Here is a 16,284-nt window from a genome sequence, read left to right as displayed (position 1 = left end):
TTGCTTCGCAATGTGTCGTCGGCTGAGTGTGTCTCGTGGACGATGGAAGTTTTCGGGCTGAGTGAAGGGAATGCAGGTCCTTCGACTTCGCTGCGCTCCGCTCAGGATGACGAACTAAAGAGGAGGCGCTCCGGTTGAAAGAACGGAGCGCCCTCGGATTACTGGCAGGCTTCGCAGCTCTCTGGGTTTTCGAGAGAGCAGGCGATGGCAGCGGAGGCGTCAAGCGGCTGCTGTTCCGGTGTGGGCACCGGGACGTTCTGCAACTGCTGCGACGGCGTGGCTGCGACCATGGAGCCCTTTTGCACGGTGGCCTTGGCAATCTTCGTTGCGGGGCGCGAGCGCAGGTAGTAGGTGGTCTTGAGGCCCTTCTTCCAAGCGTGCATGTACATGGAGGAGAGGCGGCCGATGTTGGGCGACTCGCTGAAGAGGTTCAGCGACTGCGCCTGATCGATGTACGCGTTACGTGCCGCGGCCATGTCAATGAGCGAACGCATGGGGACTTCCCAGACGGTGCGATAGATGGCCTTGAGCTCGTCGGTGAGTTCTTCGATGTTCTGGACGGAACCCTCGCTCATCTTGAGCTTCATGCGCATCTCTTCATTCCACATGCCGAGTGCTTTGAGCTCGTTGATGAGATAGCGATTCACCTGCAGGAACTCGCCTGAGAGGGTTTCGCGCTTGAAGAGGTTGCTGATCTGCGGCTCGATGCACTCGTAGCAGCCGACGATGGAAGCGATGGTGGCGGTGGGGGCAATCGCGATGACCAGCGAGTTGCGTACGCCGGTCTTCAGGATGCGCTCACGCAGCGCGTCCCAACGTGCCGGTTCAGAGGGCGTGACCTTCCAGAGATCGAACTGGAACTGGCCATGGGCGAGACGGGTTTCGTCGAAGCTGGCGTGTGCGCCGTTCTTTTCGGCAAGCTCCGTGGTGGCCAGCATGGCGTAGTAGTAGATCTCTTCCTGAATTTTGGTGGACAGCGCCTGTGCTTCGGGCGAGTCAAAGGGAAGACGCATCTGGAAGAAGACGTCCTGCAAACCCATGACACCTAGACCCACAGGGCGCCAGCGGCTGTTTGCCTTGGCGGCCTGCTGCACGGGGTAGAAGTTGATGTCGATGACACGGTCCAACATGGGCACGGCGATGCGCACGGTGTTGGCCAGCTTTTCGAAGTCGAAGACGACGTTGTTGTTTTCGTCGAGCTTGACGTGGCGGCCCAGGTTGACGGAACCCAGGTTGCAGACCGCGGTTTCGTCCTTGCTGGTGACTTCCGTGATCTCTGTGCAGAGGTTCGACAGATGGATCACGTTGCCGGGTGCGCCGGTCTGGTTGTTCTTGACGTTGCAGGCGTCCTTGAAGGTCATCCAGCCGTTGCCGGTTTCTGCGAGCGAACGCATCATGCGGGCGTAGAGGTCGCGTGCCTTCACCTGGCGGTGGTAGATCTTGCCTTCTTCTGCCTGCAGGTATGCCTGCTCAAACTCTTCGCCGTAGAGGTCGGGGAAGTTGGGAACGAGCTTGGGATCGAAGAGCGACCACATGCCGTCCTCGTCCACGCGCTTCATGAAGAGGTCGGGGATCCAGTTGGCGGTATTCAGGTTGTAGGTACGACGGGAAAGATCGCCGGTGTTTTCGCGGAGTTCGAGGAAGCTTTCGATGTCGGCGTGCCACGGTTCCAGGTAAACGCAGCATGCGCCCTTGCGCTTGCCGCCCTGGTTCACGGCAGCAACGGACGAATCCAGCGTGCGCAGCCACGGGATGATGCCGTTGCTGAGGCCGTTCGTTGCACGGATGAGCGAACCTTCGCTGCGGACGCGATGGAAGGCGAGGCCGATGCCGCCGGAGAACTTGGACAGCAGAGCGACGTCCTTATAGGAGTCGTAGATGGATTCCAGCGAGTCCTGCGGGGAATCGTGCAGGTAGCAGCTGGACATCTGCGGATGCTTAGTGCCGCTGTTGAAGAGCGTGGGCGACGACGGCATGTAGTCGTGCGCGGCGATGAGCTGATAGAACTCGATGGCTTCGTGCGGCGTACCGGCCAGACCACAAGCCACGCGCAGGAAGAAGTGCTGCGGCGTTTCAATGACCTTGCGCGAGAGGGGATCGCGGAGCAGATAGCGGTCATACACGGTGCGCAGGCCGAAGTACTCGAAGCGGTCCGAGAAGTTCTCGTCGATGGCGTGGTTCAGCTTGCGGGCGTGGACGGAGACGAACTCTGCCACGGCGGGGCCAACGACGCCCTGCTGGAAACCGTACTCAATGGACTGCGAGAAGGAGTGCAGGTTCTGCCCGGCGACTTCCTTCAAGATGGTGGCCAGGAGCAGGCGTGCGGCCAGCTTGGAGTACTGCGGCTCTTCCGCGATGAGCGACGCCGCGGTGTCAATGGAGATGGCGTCCAGCTCGCGCGTGGTGGCGCCGTCGTACAAGCCGCCGATGGTCTTGGAGGCGATGCGCATGGCATCGACGTGCGGAAGGCTCTGCGACGAACGCTGCACAGCACGGACGATCTTGTTTACGTCCACGGCTTCTAGCGAGCCGTTGCGCTTCTTCACGTGCATGACAGGGGTTTCGTCACGGACGGGGAATCCGGGAGTGATATCAGAGAGGCTTGTTTGTGCCGTTGTCGCCAATGGGGGCTCCTTGCTTTTGCGCCCGCATGGACGCCGTTCTGAGTCGCGTTTCTTGGGGGCGCGCGACTCCTGTATTTCGTGCGAAAGGGGCTTCCGCCTCCCCTTCCATTTTACGCTTTCTTTTCGCCAGGCGCGCGCCTTGTTTGGCATACGCGGGTGGCGCGACATCTGAAGTAGGAACACTGTAGCTTGCCCAGAGGGTGGGCGCAAGCACAAGATGTAGGGCAGATGTGCAGGTCGGTGGCGGGCTCTTGTGGTTTCACAAAGGTTGCCCGAACAGCTACCGAAATTTCACTTTACGCCTGTGTGAGGTGGAAATGATGGTGGGAAATTAGGCTTGATTTTTTTAGCGATTGGGGTGTGGATTCCTGCAGAAAGCATTCAGGGCACTCTCTTGCGAAAGTGCCCTGAATACTGCCGGTAATTAGGCCGGGAGAGCTACTGCACGTCGCTGACTTTGCCGCCGGTGAAGATGATCTTCATGTCGGGATACTTGTAAATCTTCTTTGCGCCGAGGTCGATGATCTGGCTTGGCGCGCCCAGGATGGCGGTTACCTGTTCCGGAGTTTGTCCGAGGCCGATGGTTGGGGCAGCGGCTGCAGGTGCGGTGGGCGCGACCACTGCGTTGCCGACGACGGTGCCTGTGGTGGTGGAAACAGCACAATGCGGTTCGCATGAGCGCGCAACGGTACCGGAATCGCGCGCACGCACCTGATCTCCCTGATTTACGGAGAGGACTGCTTCGATCGTTTTTGCGGCGTCTTCCGGGGACATGTGAGCAAGGGTTCCGGCGGGGAGCTTGAATGCCAGTGTGGTGGAGTAGCGCTTGGAAGTGCGGTACTGGCCGTATCCACTGCCGAATGTGGCCAGAACAGCGTCGGTGGTCAGGATGGTGACCTTCAGCGAATCTTCTTTGGCGTCGGAGCTGTCATTGATCTTGGTGATGTACACCTTCTGGCCTGGCTGTAGGATCTGCAGGTTCGAGCTCTTGAGGAAGCCGAGGCCCTTGGAACGTTGCTTCACCTGCCCGTCTACTACCGGATTCTCGAACGTGATCATGGTGGGGTAGGGCTCGGCATTGATGCCGTCTGCCTCAATCGTCAATACAGTTCCAGGGTTTGCGACGACTCCCTGCGAGTTGATCTCGGAGAGGCGGTACTTCTGCTTCAGGGCTGTAACAACAGCATCTTGCGCGAAGGAAGCGGGCGCCAGGCTAAGCGCGAGTGCCAGAACTGAGAGAGCTTTTCCGTAGACGACTTTATTAACGTACGACTGAGACATGGGGGAACTTTTAACTCCTACCAGATTTTTTTTGATGTTATTGAAGGGGCAAAACTCCCCCACTGTACCAAAGGGCCTTTGCTCGGGGATTGTTCTTCAAATCGCGTGACGCGAAATGGCGACTCGGGCTGTGTAATCGAAACGCGATGGGTGCGCGCGAGATAAACCCTTGAGGCAAAACCACAAGAGCGGAATTGCGGGTCGTTACCTTGCTTGGTTCGTCCAAATTGTGTGGGTTGAGGCTCGAAGAGGCTTCTGCATCCTAGAGTGGTAACGTGAGGGTTTTCTTCCGATCCGGTTCTGCTTTGGCCGCTGTTGCGGTTTTGTCTTTGCCTTTGGTGTTTGCGGACGCGGTGCATGCCGCGGCGCAGAAGAAAAAGGCAACGCACTCGACTGCCTCGTCGACACATAGCTCGGCAAAGACGAGTTCGACTGCGAAGAGCAAGTCCACCACGAGTCATGCGAAGAGCAGCAAGGCTTCGAGTAGCCATGCGCTGAAAAGTGGAACGCATGCGAAGACGACTCGTGTGGTCTCGGAGCCGACCGTTCAGTCGAAGACACTGCATACTGCGTTTGTTGAGAGCTCGACGCTGCGACCGATGGCGCAGCAGTTGGCTGCTGGACGTTCGACGGCCGCGTTTGCCGGTGTACAGAACTATGCGGGCGCGCATCCGGGAGAAGGTGCTGCAGCAGCGTATCTGGCGATGGGACATGCGTATGCCGCGGATCGTCGCTATGGCGATTCAGTAAGTGCATACAAACAAGCTGCGGCGCAGGGAAGTGCGCTGCGTGATTATGCCGATTATCTTGCGGCGCAGTCGGCGCTGAATAATCGTGATGCTTCTACGGCCATTACTCTGCTGACGAATTTTGCGCAGAAGTATCCGGCGAGCATCTTTGTGGCGAGTGCGCCGGTGACGCTGGCGAATGCTTATCTCTTAAATAACGATGCGAATAACGCGCTACGGGCATTGGCGATTCTGATGGGGCAGCCGAAGGCGCAGAGTGCTGACTATCTGATTACTGAGGCGAAGGCGCACCAGATGGCTGGTGATACGGCCGCTGCGGTGTCGATCTATCGGCAGATCTTTGTGCGGTTGCCGTTTTCGCCTGAAGCGCAGCAGTCGCGTTTGGCGCTGCAGCAACTGAATGCTGGCCCCACGGCGGGTGAGCGCAAGCTGCATGCGGATGCGCTATTCAATGCGAAGCGCTATGGCGAGGCGGGCGCGGAGTACGACGCGATTAAGAATGATCCATCGCTGTCGCAGGCGGATCGTGATGCGTTGGACATCTATGGTGCAGTTTGCGATTTGAAGTTGAAGCATCTTTCGCGGCGTGATGCAGAGAAGCTGCCGGATACGGGCGATGACAGTGCAGCTCTGAAGCTTTATATCCTGGCGGAGATTTCGCGTAACGAAGGCGATACCGCGGGGCACGCGTCGATTTTGCAGCAGATGGAGCAGCGCTTCCCGAAGAGTCGTTGGCTGGAAGAGGCGCTGTATTCCGGCGGCAATATGTATCTGATCAAACGGGACTCGACGCAGGCGGTTGCGCACTACGGGAAGCTGTTTGAGATGTTTCCGAACAGCACCTATGCGCCGAGTGCGCACTGGCGGTCGGCTTGGTTGAACTACCGTTTGCGGAACTATCCAGAGGCTGCACGCCTGATGGATGAGCAGATCATGCGCTTCCCCTTAGGACAGGAAGTGCCTACTGCGCTGTATTGGCGCGGCCGTTTGCTGCGTGATGTTGAGAAGAATCCGGCGCAGGCTGCGAACTACTTCACGGTGCTCTCAAATACCTATCGCAACTACTACTATGCCAATTTGGCGCGGCAGCAGTTGCAGCAGATGGGAACGCAGACGCTGACGACACCTGCGGATGCGTTGGGTTATGTGAAGACACCGCCGGCGCCGACGCTGGTGGCAGCGTTGCCGGAGAATGATCCGCATCTGATTAAGGCACGGCTGCTGGCGAATGCCGCGCTGAATGAATACATCGGGCCTGAGATTCAGGCGAGTGGAACGGCGTCGCAGTGGGGCGCGCTGGCGGAAGCTGAGATCTACTCCAGCTATGGCGAGAACGTGCGCGCGTTGCAGGCGGTGAAGCGCAGCGGTTCCGGTTTGTATACGTTGCCAGTGAGCGAAGTGCCGACTGAGTATTGGACGCTGCTGTTTCCGCGTCCTTATTGGAGCGACCTGACGGCCAGCGCAGAGGCGCAGGGGCTTGATCCTTATTTGGTGGCTTCGCTGATCCGCCAGGAGAGCGAGTTTAATCCGGGCGCGATCTCGCGTGCGAATGCGATGGGATTGATGCAGTTGCTGCCCGGCGTTGGCAAGCAGGAAGCGAAGCGTGCGGGGATTAAGAAGTTCACCGCGCCGATGCTTCTGAATCCGTCGACCAATCTGAAGCTGGGCACGATGAATCTGCGTGAGGTGCTGGGTCGGTGGAACAACACGCCGGAGTACGCGCTGGCAGCGTATAACGCTGGCGATGTGCCGGTGCGGAACTGGGTGGGTGAAGGGAATTACAAGGACCTGCCGGAGTTTGTGGAGTCGATTCCGTATACGGAGACACGCGAGTACGTGCAGAGCATTCTGCGCAATCGGGAGATGTACCGACAGCTTTATCGGTAGCGTTTCCGAAACGTGTAGGACAGGTCTCACCGATGCTGAAACGTTTCAGTGGACCTTTTCGCCGCAAATAGCGACAAAGTGACAGATTTCCGCACATAACCTGTTGCAAAGCTTTTCGAAAATCTGTTTATATTCCGTGGTCCAACCATCGCGAATGGAAACGGTTCCGAATTCGGAATCGCTTTCGTGATGGGAAGCGCTTCCGGAGGAAATACCCAGATGACGAATCGGTCACGAATCCCAATTGCTGCATGTGTGCTGTCATTGGCATGCACGCTGTCTGCTTCTGCCCAGCTCAGTACCGCGACTCTTTCCGGTACGGTGGTGGATGCGGACGGCGCCGTTGTTCCTAATGCGTCGATCACGCTGACGAATACACAGACGAACTTTACACGTACCTTTCAGACGAAGGCCGACGGTAGCTACCGCCAGGAATTCCTTCCGGTAGGTTCGTACAAGGTTGTCGTCAATGCTCCAGGTTTCAAGACGCTGGAACAGACTGGCGTAACCCTGAGCGTGCTTGAGTCTGCTGAACTGAAGCTGACCGTTACGGCGGGCGGCGGCGCAGAGACAGTGGAAGTGACAGCGGACACACCGCTTGTGAATCTGGCGAACTCTACGCTGGGAAACACGGTGGAGAATCGCGAGATTGATAACCTTCCGCTGGTCAACCGTGATGTGACTCGTCTGCTGCAGTTGGTGCCGGGTGTTCAGAACGTGCAGACGGTGAACAACCTGGGCTACCAGGAACTGCACGTGATTGTGAACGGCGCGCCGGATAGCATTGTGGGTCAGACTTCGTATTACCTGGATGGCACGTTGAATATGACGGGCCTGCGTAATACCGGTAACCAAGTGCCGAATCCAGATGCGGTGAACCAGTTCAATGTGGTCACCAATAACTACAGCGCGCAGTTGGGTCGTTATTCTTCAGCCGTGGTCAGCATCGTGACCAAGAGTGGTACGAACAAGTTCCATGGCTCCGTATTCGAATTCTTCCGCGATCGTAACTTCAATGCGAACGCGCATAACTCAAGCGTAAAAAATGCATATAACCAGCATCGTTTCGGCGCTACGCTCGGCGGACCCATTCGTAAGGATAAGGATTTCTTCTTTGCGAGCTTTGGCGGATTCCGCTTTATCCAGAGCGGAAACTTTATGGGTGCATTGCCAAGCGATGCCCAAATGGCCGGCGACTTCTCCGAAAACCTGCCCACGTCAGGGGAGCAGGCAAGCTGCACGTCTAACCCAACCACTGCCGCGAATACTGCAGTTCACTTCCTTGTATGCCGTCCGACGATTTATTCGCCTACGACTGGTGCCGCATCGACGACTTCGACGCCCTACGCGGGCAATAGGCTGCCAGCTGTCGATCCCACCGCTGTCAATATTGTGAAGTGGCTCAAGGCGAATCTTGGTCCCAGACAGCCCGCTGCGTTTGGTGATACGCCATATATTTACAGGACACGTGCTCCTCTTCCTGAGCAGAATGAGGAATACCTTGGCAAGACAGACCACCAAATATCTAAATCACATCGCCTTACACTTTCTTACTTTCTGCTGAACTACAGAGTTCGTATCTCGCCCAATGTAACCTCTGGCGCTACGAATAATAATTCCTTCACGCAGCAGTGGACCTATTCGGACTATAAGAACAAACAGCAGAATGCCAGCATTGCGGATACGTGGACGATCAGCAATCGATCAATCAATCAGTTCTGGGTTACATACACAAGACAGTACGGTGGCCGTACAGCAAATCCCGCCTCCACGCTGGCCGCCTTCGGCTCCGACCTGGGCGTAGTGGGAACACCGTCTCGCCCGAATATCTCGGTAGGGGGTGTGATGCCCTTTACTCTTGCACAAGCTATTACCGGACCTAAGGCTGGCGCGAATGTGTATGGCCTTCGTGATGTATTCAGCACAACGCTTGGCAAGCACTCACTCTATCTGGGTGGTGAAGCGGGGCTGGAGAAGGACTTCCAACAGACATTGTTGAATAACTACGGAACCTTCACTTTCAGCACGGCTATTGGCCAACGGACGGGCAATGCAACGTCTGATTTCATGGCGGGTATCCCAGCAAGCATGGGCCAAGACACCCCACTGTATGCGAACGCCAGCTGGTATAGCTACGGTTTGTTTGCGCAGGATGACTGGAAGATCCTTCCGAACCTGACATTGAACCTTGGCGTCCGGTATGACTTCCAGCAGGCACCGACCGATCCGCAGAGGATGCAGACGAACTTCACGCCTGGAGTGCAGTCGCATGCATTTAATGCGAGCATTCTGGGCAAACCAGGATCGAACCTTGCTCCTGTTGGCATGTTGTTCCCAGGCGATCCGGGAGTGCCGAAGGGCGGCGTGTTCTCGCCGATGAACCATGTGTCGCCGCGTGTTGGATTTGCCTACGATCCGATGGGCAACGGCAAGACGGTTTTCCATGGAGCGGCGGGTCTGTTCTTCGGCGGTATCTCCGGCAACATGTGGGAGTATCCATCGAACTATGCTCCGTATGCCGTGCGTAACAGCGGCTATGCGAAGGTGAATTCGCTGACGCATCCGTATCAGAACGATCCGACAGAATTCCCGTCAGGCACGAATCCATATCCGGGCCTGGTGTTCAATTACGCGACCAAGACGGCTACGTTCCTGCCACTGAACCAGGTGGTGGCGTTCGATCCGAACTTCCGCTGGCCGTATGCCATGCAGGTGAACTTCGGCGTGCAGCACCAGTTGCTGCGCAACACTGCGGTGTCGATCAACTTTGTGGGTTCGTATAACCGCAAGTCGCCCATCTACAACGACATTAACGGGCCGGTGTTCAATATCAATTCGACGGGTGGTAGTGGTGCAAGCTGCACGAATACGGCACTTACATGCGCTTATGCCAATACCAGTGGAACAGTGAATAACCGCCGTCCTCTAAATGCCATGTATGGAGCTTCTGCGGCGAACCCGATCTACAGCAATGTGTGGATCATCCGTTCGAATCAGAACTCGAATTACAACGGTTTGCAGGTATCGGTCGAGCAGCGAATCGTAAAGCACATCAGTGCTCGCGGTTACTACTCGTGGAGCAAGACGCTGCAGTCGAACTTCCTGGACAGCACGGGAAGTACGAATGGCGTGTTTCTGGACGCGAACTATCCGCAGCTAGAGTATCGGCAGCGTTCGGATCAGGATCGTCGCCATATGATGACGGCGTCGTTTGTGTGGGAGCCGGATTACTTCAGCAGCTATAACTTCTTCGTTCGGAATGCACTGAATGGATGGAAGATTACCGCCATCTGGACGGCGAATAGCGGCCAGCCATTTACTGTGACCACGGGCACGGATAACTACAACTCGGGCAACGGAAATAACCGTCCCAGCGTGGTTCCGGGCAAGGTTGAGCGTGTGTTGCCAAACAATGGATCGCGTGTGACCGCGATGAACCAGTGGTTTGATACGAGTGCGTATTGCATCACCGGTACCAGTGGCTGCCCAGGACTTGGGCCGTTGAATCTGCTTGGCAATACGCGTCCGTACACGCTTGATGCACCGGGGTATCGGAACGTGGATGCATCGCTGTTCCGCGACTTCAGCATCTATCACGAGCTGCGCTTTCAGCTGCGCGGTGAGTTCCGCAACGTGTTTAACCTGACCAACCTTGGCACTCCAACGGCTACCATGAACAACGCGAACTTTGGCAAGGTAACCGGAACGGGTGGTGATAACCGCATCATTCAGGTGGGTGGTCGAATTCTGTTCTAAAACCTACTTGCCCGTACAAACAGGAGCGGCATGTCAGATGACATGCCGCTCTTTTGTGTTTCGCTGAATGCTTTGCCGCGTGATCCACGATCTCTACTTTGTGCGGATCATTCTTTGTGTGTCGTTCGATGCATCTGAATCCGCGCACAAAAAATGTGGGGAGTGCAGCGTTGTTGCACGCTGCACTCCCCACGCGCGGTGAACTTATTCAACCGTGACGCTCTTTGCGAGGTTCCTTGGTTGATCTACGTCGCAACCGCGCTTTACCGCGATGTGGTAAGCGAGCAGTTGCAGCGGAATTACTTCAATCAGCGGCAGTAGTACTTCGCGAGCCTGCGGCACATAGATGGTGTGCTCGACCAGCTTCGCGATCTCGTTATCGCCCTCCACAGCGATCGCGATCACACGTCCACCGCGTGCAGTGACCTCTTGAATGTTGCTTAGGGTCTTTTCGTACTTCAGTACGCTGGTGGGATCGTGAATGTCTTTGGTGGCTACGCAGACGACGGGCAGTGTCTCATCGACAAGCGCGTTGGGTCCGTGCTTCATCTCGCCTGCGGGATAGCCTTCTGCGTGAACGTAGCTGATTTCCTTCAGTTTTAACGCGCCTTCCAGAGCGATGGGGTAGTGGATGCCACGTCCCAGGAAGAGGAAGTCGCTTGCGTTCGCAAAGATCTCTGCAAGAGATTCGCAAACGGGCTGGCAGGAACGGAGTGCGGTCTCCATGAGTGCCGGAAGCTTCAGCAGGTCTTGCGACAGTGCCTGGATCTCTTCGGGAGTCATGGTTCCGCGGCTCTGCGCTGCGTACAAGCTGAATGCGAGCAATGCAGCCAGTTGTGCGGTGAATGCCTTGGTGCTGGCCACGCCAATTTCCGGCCCCGCATTGGTCGTGATGGTGCCGACGGCCTTGCGAGTAAGCGCAGCTCCGACTACGTTGCAGATAGCTACGGTCTGCGAGCCTTTTGCAATCATCTCTGCCTGTGCGGCGAGCGTGTCTGCGGTTTCACCGGACTGGCTGATGAGCAAACCGATGTCGCTGCCGCTTACGAGCGGATCGCGATACCGGAATTCGCTGGCGTAATCCACTTCCACGGGGATGCGGGCCATGCGTTCCAAAAGGAACTTTGCAGCAAGACCTGCATGCCAGCTGGTGCCGCAGGATGCGATAAGGACTCGCTGTGCCGATTGGAATGTCTCGGGGCTTACGTTGATCTCAGGCAGTTCAATGACACCGGATGCATTGCAGAGTCGACCTGCAAGCGTGTCACGCACGGCACGGGGCTGCTCGTAAATCTCTTTGAGCATGAAGTGTGCGTAGCCGTTCTTTTCTGCCTGTGCCGGATCCCACGAGATATGCTGCGGCGATCGGACGATGGGCTTTCCTTCGAAGTTGGAGAAGCGGACGCCGGACTTTGTCAGAACGGCAAGGTCACCGTCCTGAAGGAAGACGATCTCGCGGGTGTAATGCAGGATACCCGGAACGTCAGAGGCGAGGAAGTATTCGTTATCGCCAAAGCCGACGATGGCGGGAGGTCCGCTGCGCGCTGCGACCAGCTTGCCCGGGTCTTCATGCGAGATGACGCCGATGGCGAATGCACCTGTGAGTTTGAGCACTGCACGGCGCACGGCTTCTTCCAACGGGATATCAATATCCTCGTTGCAACGCGCAACGGTGTTTTCCTCTTCGATGAGATGAGCGATGATCTCGGTGTCAGTCTCGGTCAGGAAGACATGGCCCTGTGCGGAGAGTTCTTCTTTCAGCGCACGGTAGTTCTCAATGATCCCGTTGTGGACCACGACGAGCGAGCCTGAGCAGTCACGATGCGGGTGCGCATTGGTCTCAGACGGACGGCCATGCGTTGCCCAGCGCGTGTGACCGATGCCGTAATCACCACGTAGAGGATCATCTGCAAGCAGAGCTTCGAGGTTGCGAAGCTTGCCCGAAGCGCGCCGGATGGAGAGTCCACTCTCCCCTCCACCCAGCGCGATGCCAGCCGAGTCGTAACCGCGATATTCCAGCCGCTTCAGTCCATTCAGGATGACTGGAACTACTGGTTTGGTACCGATGTAACCCACGATTCCGCACATAGCTGGTATGCCTTTCGTTGATGAATTTACTGCGGGGTTAGCCCACCATTCGATACTGGGTGGACTTTGTAATTGCGGAGGCTTCCTGCTCCAGGAACCATCCCACTGTCTTGGCAAGGCCGTCCTTGAAGCTGTGCAGCGGCTCGTATCCGAGCGTCTTGCGCGACAGCGTCAGATCCGCCTCAGAGTGCAGCACATCGCCCAGGCGCGGTGCCGTGTAGAGCGGCGCCTTCTTGAAGGAGAGATAGTGTGCCATCAGCTCATACGTCTGATTCAAGGAGTGGCTCTGGCCAGTGCCTACATTGAAGACACGTCCTGAAACGTCCTGTGCTGGGGCCATGCATGCCAGCATGTTGGCCGATACGACGTTGTCGATATAGGTGAAGTCGCGGCTCTGGTTGCCGTCGCCGAAGATCAGCGGAGTGTTGCCCTTCAGAATTTCAGAGGCGAACTTCGCGATGACGCCCGAGTAAGGCGAGTCAGAACCCTGACGGGGTCCGAAGACGTTGAAATAGCGGAGGCAGACGCCTTCCAGTCCGTAGACGTGCCAGAAGCTCTTGACGTAATACTCACCCGCCAGTTTCTGCGCCGCGTACGGCGAGAGAGGCGAGGGGATCATGTCTTCATTCTTTGGGTGAGAGGACTTATCGCCATATGCGGAAGAGGATGCAGCATAGACAACACGCTTTACGCCGGCATCGCGCGCGGCGATCAGGACGCTGAGCGTTCCGTCGACGTTGGCCACGTGCGTAACCTGAGGCTCGCGGATGGACCGTGGCACAGATGCCAAGGCGGCCTGGTGGAGAACATAATCGACACCGCGGCAGCACTCGCGCAGCCGAAGCGTCTCGTTGATGTCTATCACGCGGAAGTCGATGTCTCGAATGATGTCATCCAGATTATGGACATCGCCGCCCACTAGATTGTCGATGCCAATAACTTCATGGCCTTGCTGCAACACGTGGTGGGCAAGAGAGGAACCGATAAAACCGGCGACTCCCGTAATTAGATAACGTGCCATCCTCATGCACTCCTTAAGCGTGTGTTGACTGGTTCGCACTAACGCAATTGCATTTGCCATGCCATTGGAGAAACAGGGGGAGACACGGCGCATCTGCATGTAAAGTCCCAATGAATTGCAGGAAAGCGCCGGATCATGGCTTCCAGGGAGGTTGCGTAACCGCTGAAGTCGACTGCCGATGCGCGCGAAAAGTATGCAAACCCTTGCATTGTGTGATCGCTCCCGGCAGGGCGTTGCAAAGGCCGTATCTGCCTGAATTTCGGCGAAAACCCGCCCATCTGCGTGATTCCTGATCTGGCCGCCGACGTGCAACAGCATGGGAGCAAGGTGATCTACACCTACGAATGGGGGACAGGAATGGAAACGGTACGGATGCTGAATCTGCAGAGGCAATACGATTCGCTGCGCGATGGAATCGGTAAGGCGATAGAGAGTGTGCTGCAGCATCAGCACTTCATTCTTGGTCCGGAGGTTGCTGCTCTGGAAAAGGAAATGGCCGAGTACTGCAACGTGGGCTATGCAGTGGGTGTTGCGTCGGGAACCGATGCGCTTCTGCTCTCGCTCAAGGCTGCAGGCGTTGGCCCTGGCGATGAGGTTATTGTTCCGGCGTTTACCTTCGTGGCGACTTCGGACACGGTGAGCCTGCTGGGAGCAACCCCGGTATTTGCCGACATTGATCCGATCACGTACACGATGAATCCGGAGCTGCTTGAGTCCCTGGTAACGCCGGCAACCAAGGCGGTGATTGCTGTTCATCTGTATGGTCAGGCTGCGGACATCACGGCGATCAGTGCATTCGCCACAAAGTTTGGTTTGGCGCTTATCGGTGATACGGCTCAGGCTCTGGGTGCGCGTTATGACGGCGCTCCGGTCTGCTCTTTCGGCGATTATGGCTGCATCTCGTTCTTCCCGAGCAAGAACCTCGGCGCTTACGGCGATGGCGGCATGATCGTTACGCGTGATGCGGAAAAGGCTCAGTATCTCCGCATGGCTCGCGCACACGGCAGCGCCAAGAAGTATCGCAGCGAATTCCTGGGATGGAACAGCCGCCTGGACGAGCTGCAGGCCGCGCTGTTGCGCGTGAAGCTGCCTCACCTGGATACGTGGAACACGAAGCGCGCTGAGCGTGCAGCACGTTACAGCGAAGGTTTGGCCGATGTGGAAGAGATTGTTCTGCCGCAGGCCGCTCCTGGGCGTACGCACGTTTTCCATCAGTACACGATCCGCGTTCCGCAGCGTGATGCGCTGCAGCAGCTGCTGAAGGAGCAGGGCATTGAGTCGGCTGTTCACTATCCGATTCCGCTGCACCGTCAGCCGATGTACGCAGAGCTTGGCTATGAAGAAGGATCGTTGCCTGAGGCAGAACGTGCCGCGCGCGAAGTTCTCTCGTTGCCCATCTATCCGGAACTGCGCGATGACGAAGTGGATCGCGTTGTGAGCGCAATCAAGCAGGCGGTCAGCACTCTGAAGCCAGAGTCTGCGCCGGTGGTTGCGGAACTCGTTTAGGAGACGACCATGAAGATAAGCGGAAAGGCCCTCCCACCGAGGGCCGCCCTTCTTCTTACGTTTGACTTTGTGGTGCTGGTAATCGTGGCACCGTTATTGTTTGTTCTGCCGTTGGTAGCTGTTGAGCCGAATCGTTCCCCCGGCAGTCTTGTGCTTGGTCTGCTGCGGCTGATGGCTGTTGGGCTTTTGTGCCAGACGATTCTGTACTACCACGAGCTCTACAACCTGAATGTGGTTCGCATGGGGCGCGAGACGCTGGTGCAGGTGATGCGCGCCTTCGGCGTTCTGTTCCTGCTGCTTGCGATTGTTTCGCTGCTTATTCCCGTTGCTACGCCTGTGCTTTCGCGCACGGTGATGTTCGCGGGAATTGTTGCGGCTGTAACGCTATTGTCCAGGCGATTGGCGCTTCCGAGAAATCGTGAGCAGGTTCTGATTGTTGGTTCGGGTGACGAGGCCAGTGAGCTGCATGGCGTGATTGCTTCCAGTCCGGAATGGAACATGGAAGTGGCTCGGATTACGCTGCCTTCTCAATTACGTTGTGCGCTCGATACCACGAAGAACAATGCGGAGCATTTTGATCGCGTGATTGTGGCGAACACACAGGCTCAGTCTGAGGACAATCTGTCTCTGCTTCTTGATTTGAAGATGGCGGGACACTTCATTGAAGATGCGCAGACGTTCTTTGAGCGTGCCACGGGGCGTGTCCGCGTGGATCAGTTGCGCGCGCAGGATTGCATCTTCAGCGAACACTATGTGAACCGCTCGACGAAGCGGCTTGCGAAACGGTTTCTGGATGTGGCGCTGGCTGGTACGTTGTTGTTACTTGCGTCGCCTGTGATGGCTGTTACTGCGCTGTTGATCCGCTTGCGGAACGATGGGCCTATCTTCTTCCGGCAAGAAAGAATCGGACTCTTTGGTCGTCCGTTCAGCATCGTGAAGTTCCGCAGCATGGCGCCGGTTAAAAAAGGCGAGACCACTGGTTGGGCGGGTGAGGAGACGAACCGCATCACGACTCTGGGTCGTCATCTGCGCAAGTATCGTATTGACGAACTGCCTCAGCTATTGAATGTGCTGAAGGGCGAGATGAGCTTGATTGGGCCCAGGCCGGAGCAGCCTCATCTGTGCTCGATTCTTGAAGAACATATTCCGTTCTATCAGCATCGTCATTCGGTTCTGCCGGGGCTTACGGGATGGGCGCAGGTGCGCTATCACTATGGATCGAACATTGAAGAGTCGCGCCGCAAGGTGGAGTATGACCTCTTCTATGTGAAGCATCTCTCTATCTGGCTGGACTTCGCGATTGTGCTTGAGACAGTGAAGGTTGTTCTGGTGGGACGGGGAGCGATCTAAAAAAGTGGGGCGACAGATTTCT

Annotated in this window: 8 protein-coding genes; 4 read left to right on the top strand and 4 right to left on the bottom strand. The window is 56.8% G+C overall.

Going from position 1 to position 16,284, the window contains the following annotated elements; all coding sequences use genetic code 11:
* Positions 1–158 precede the first annotated feature (158 nt).
* Together BLT38_RS09885 and BLT38_RS09880 are read right to left on the bottom strand one after the other, a co-directional pair.
* A complete protein-coding gene (locus BLT38_RS09885; protein ID WP_083345022.1) occupies positions 159–2,624 on the bottom strand; it encodes a ribonucleoside-diphosphate reductase subunit alpha in 2,466 nt (821 codons plus the stop codon).
* A gap of 438 nt (positions 2,625–3,062) precedes the next feature.
* The gene (locus BLT38_RS09880; protein ID WP_083345021.1) at positions 3,063–3,905 is read right to left on the bottom strand and encodes a hypothetical protein; all 843 of its coding nucleotides are present in this window, start codon (positions 3,903–3,905) and stop codon (positions 3,063–3,065) included.
* Positions 3,906–4,180: 275 nt separating this feature from the next.
* Between BLT38_RS09880 and BLT38_RS09875 the strand changes: the two genes are divergently transcribed.
* Positions 4,181–6,541, top strand: coding sequence for a transglycosylase SLT domain-containing protein (locus tag BLT38_RS09875; protein ID WP_231966853.1), 2,361 nt, complete (start codon positions 4,181–4,183; stop codon positions 6,539–6,541).
* A 219-nt stretch (positions 6,542–6,760) separates the two neighbouring features.
* A complete protein-coding gene (locus tag BLT38_RS09870; protein ID WP_083345020.1) occupies positions 6,761–10,297 on the top strand; it encodes a TonB-dependent receptor in 3,537 nt (1,178 codons plus the stop codon).
* 204 nt (positions 10,298–10,501) lie between these two features.
* Here the strand turns inward: BLT38_RS09870 and glmS are convergent, their stop codons facing one another.
* Both glmS and BLT38_RS09860 read right to left on the bottom strand, forming a co-directional pair.
* Positions 10,502–12,385, bottom strand: a complete 1,884-nt coding sequence (gene glmS / locus BLT38_RS09865) for a glutamine--fructose-6-phosphate transaminase (isomerizing) (protein ID WP_083345019.1) — start codon at positions 12,383–12,385, stop codon at positions 10,502–10,504.
* Between the two features lie 37 nt (positions 12,386–12,422).
* Complete coding sequence (locus BLT38_RS09860; RefSeq protein WP_083345018.1) at positions 12,423–13,406, bottom strand: NAD-dependent epimerase/dehydratase family protein; 984 nt, start codon at positions 13,404–13,406, stop codon at positions 12,423–12,425.
* 282 nt (positions 13,407–13,688) lie between these two features.
* Between BLT38_RS09860 and BLT38_RS09855 the strand changes: the two genes are divergently transcribed.
* Positions 13,689–14,912: a DegT/DnrJ/EryC1/StrS family aminotransferase gene (locus tag BLT38_RS09855; protein ID WP_231966852.1), complete on the top strand. Its 1,224-nt coding sequence runs from the start codon at positions 13,689–13,691 to the stop codon at positions 14,910–14,912.
* Positions 14,913–14,921: 9 nt separating this feature from the next.
* Entirely contained in the window at positions 14,922–16,262 is a 1,341-nt protein-coding gene (locus tag BLT38_RS09850) for a sugar transferase (RefSeq protein ID WP_083345017.1), read from the top strand.
* Positions 16,263–16,284 lie beyond the last annotated feature (22 nt).

This window comes from Terriglobus roseus (assembly GCF_900102185.1).
Taxonomy (GTDB): Bacteria; Acidobacteriota; Terriglobia; order Terriglobales; family Acidobacteriaceae; genus Terriglobus; species Terriglobus roseus_A.
This window is presented reverse-complemented; position numbering and strand designations above follow the sequence as displayed.

Excerpts from the sequence above, each read along its gene's own strand:
- BLT38_RS09870 (WP_083345020.1), top strand. The coding sequence starts at position 6,761 with ATGACGAATCGGTCACGAATCCCAATTGCTGCATGTGTGCTGTCATTG.
- BLT38_RS09860 (WP_083345018.1), bottom strand. The coding sequence starts at position 13,406 with ATGGCACGTTATCTAATTACGGGAGTCGCCGGTTTTATCGGTTCCTCT.
- BLT38_RS09850 (WP_083345017.1), top strand. The coding sequence starts at position 14,922 with ATGAAGATAAGCGGAAAGGCCCTCCCACCGAGGGCCGCCCTTCTTCTT.
- glmS (WP_083345019.1), bottom strand. The coding sequence starts at position 12,385 with ATGTGCGGAATCGTGGGTTACATCGGTACCAAACCAGTAGTTCCAGTC.
- BLT38_RS09880 (WP_083345021.1), bottom strand. The coding sequence starts at position 3,905 with ATGTCTCAGTCGTACGTTAATAAAGTCGTCTACGGAAAAGCTCTCTCA.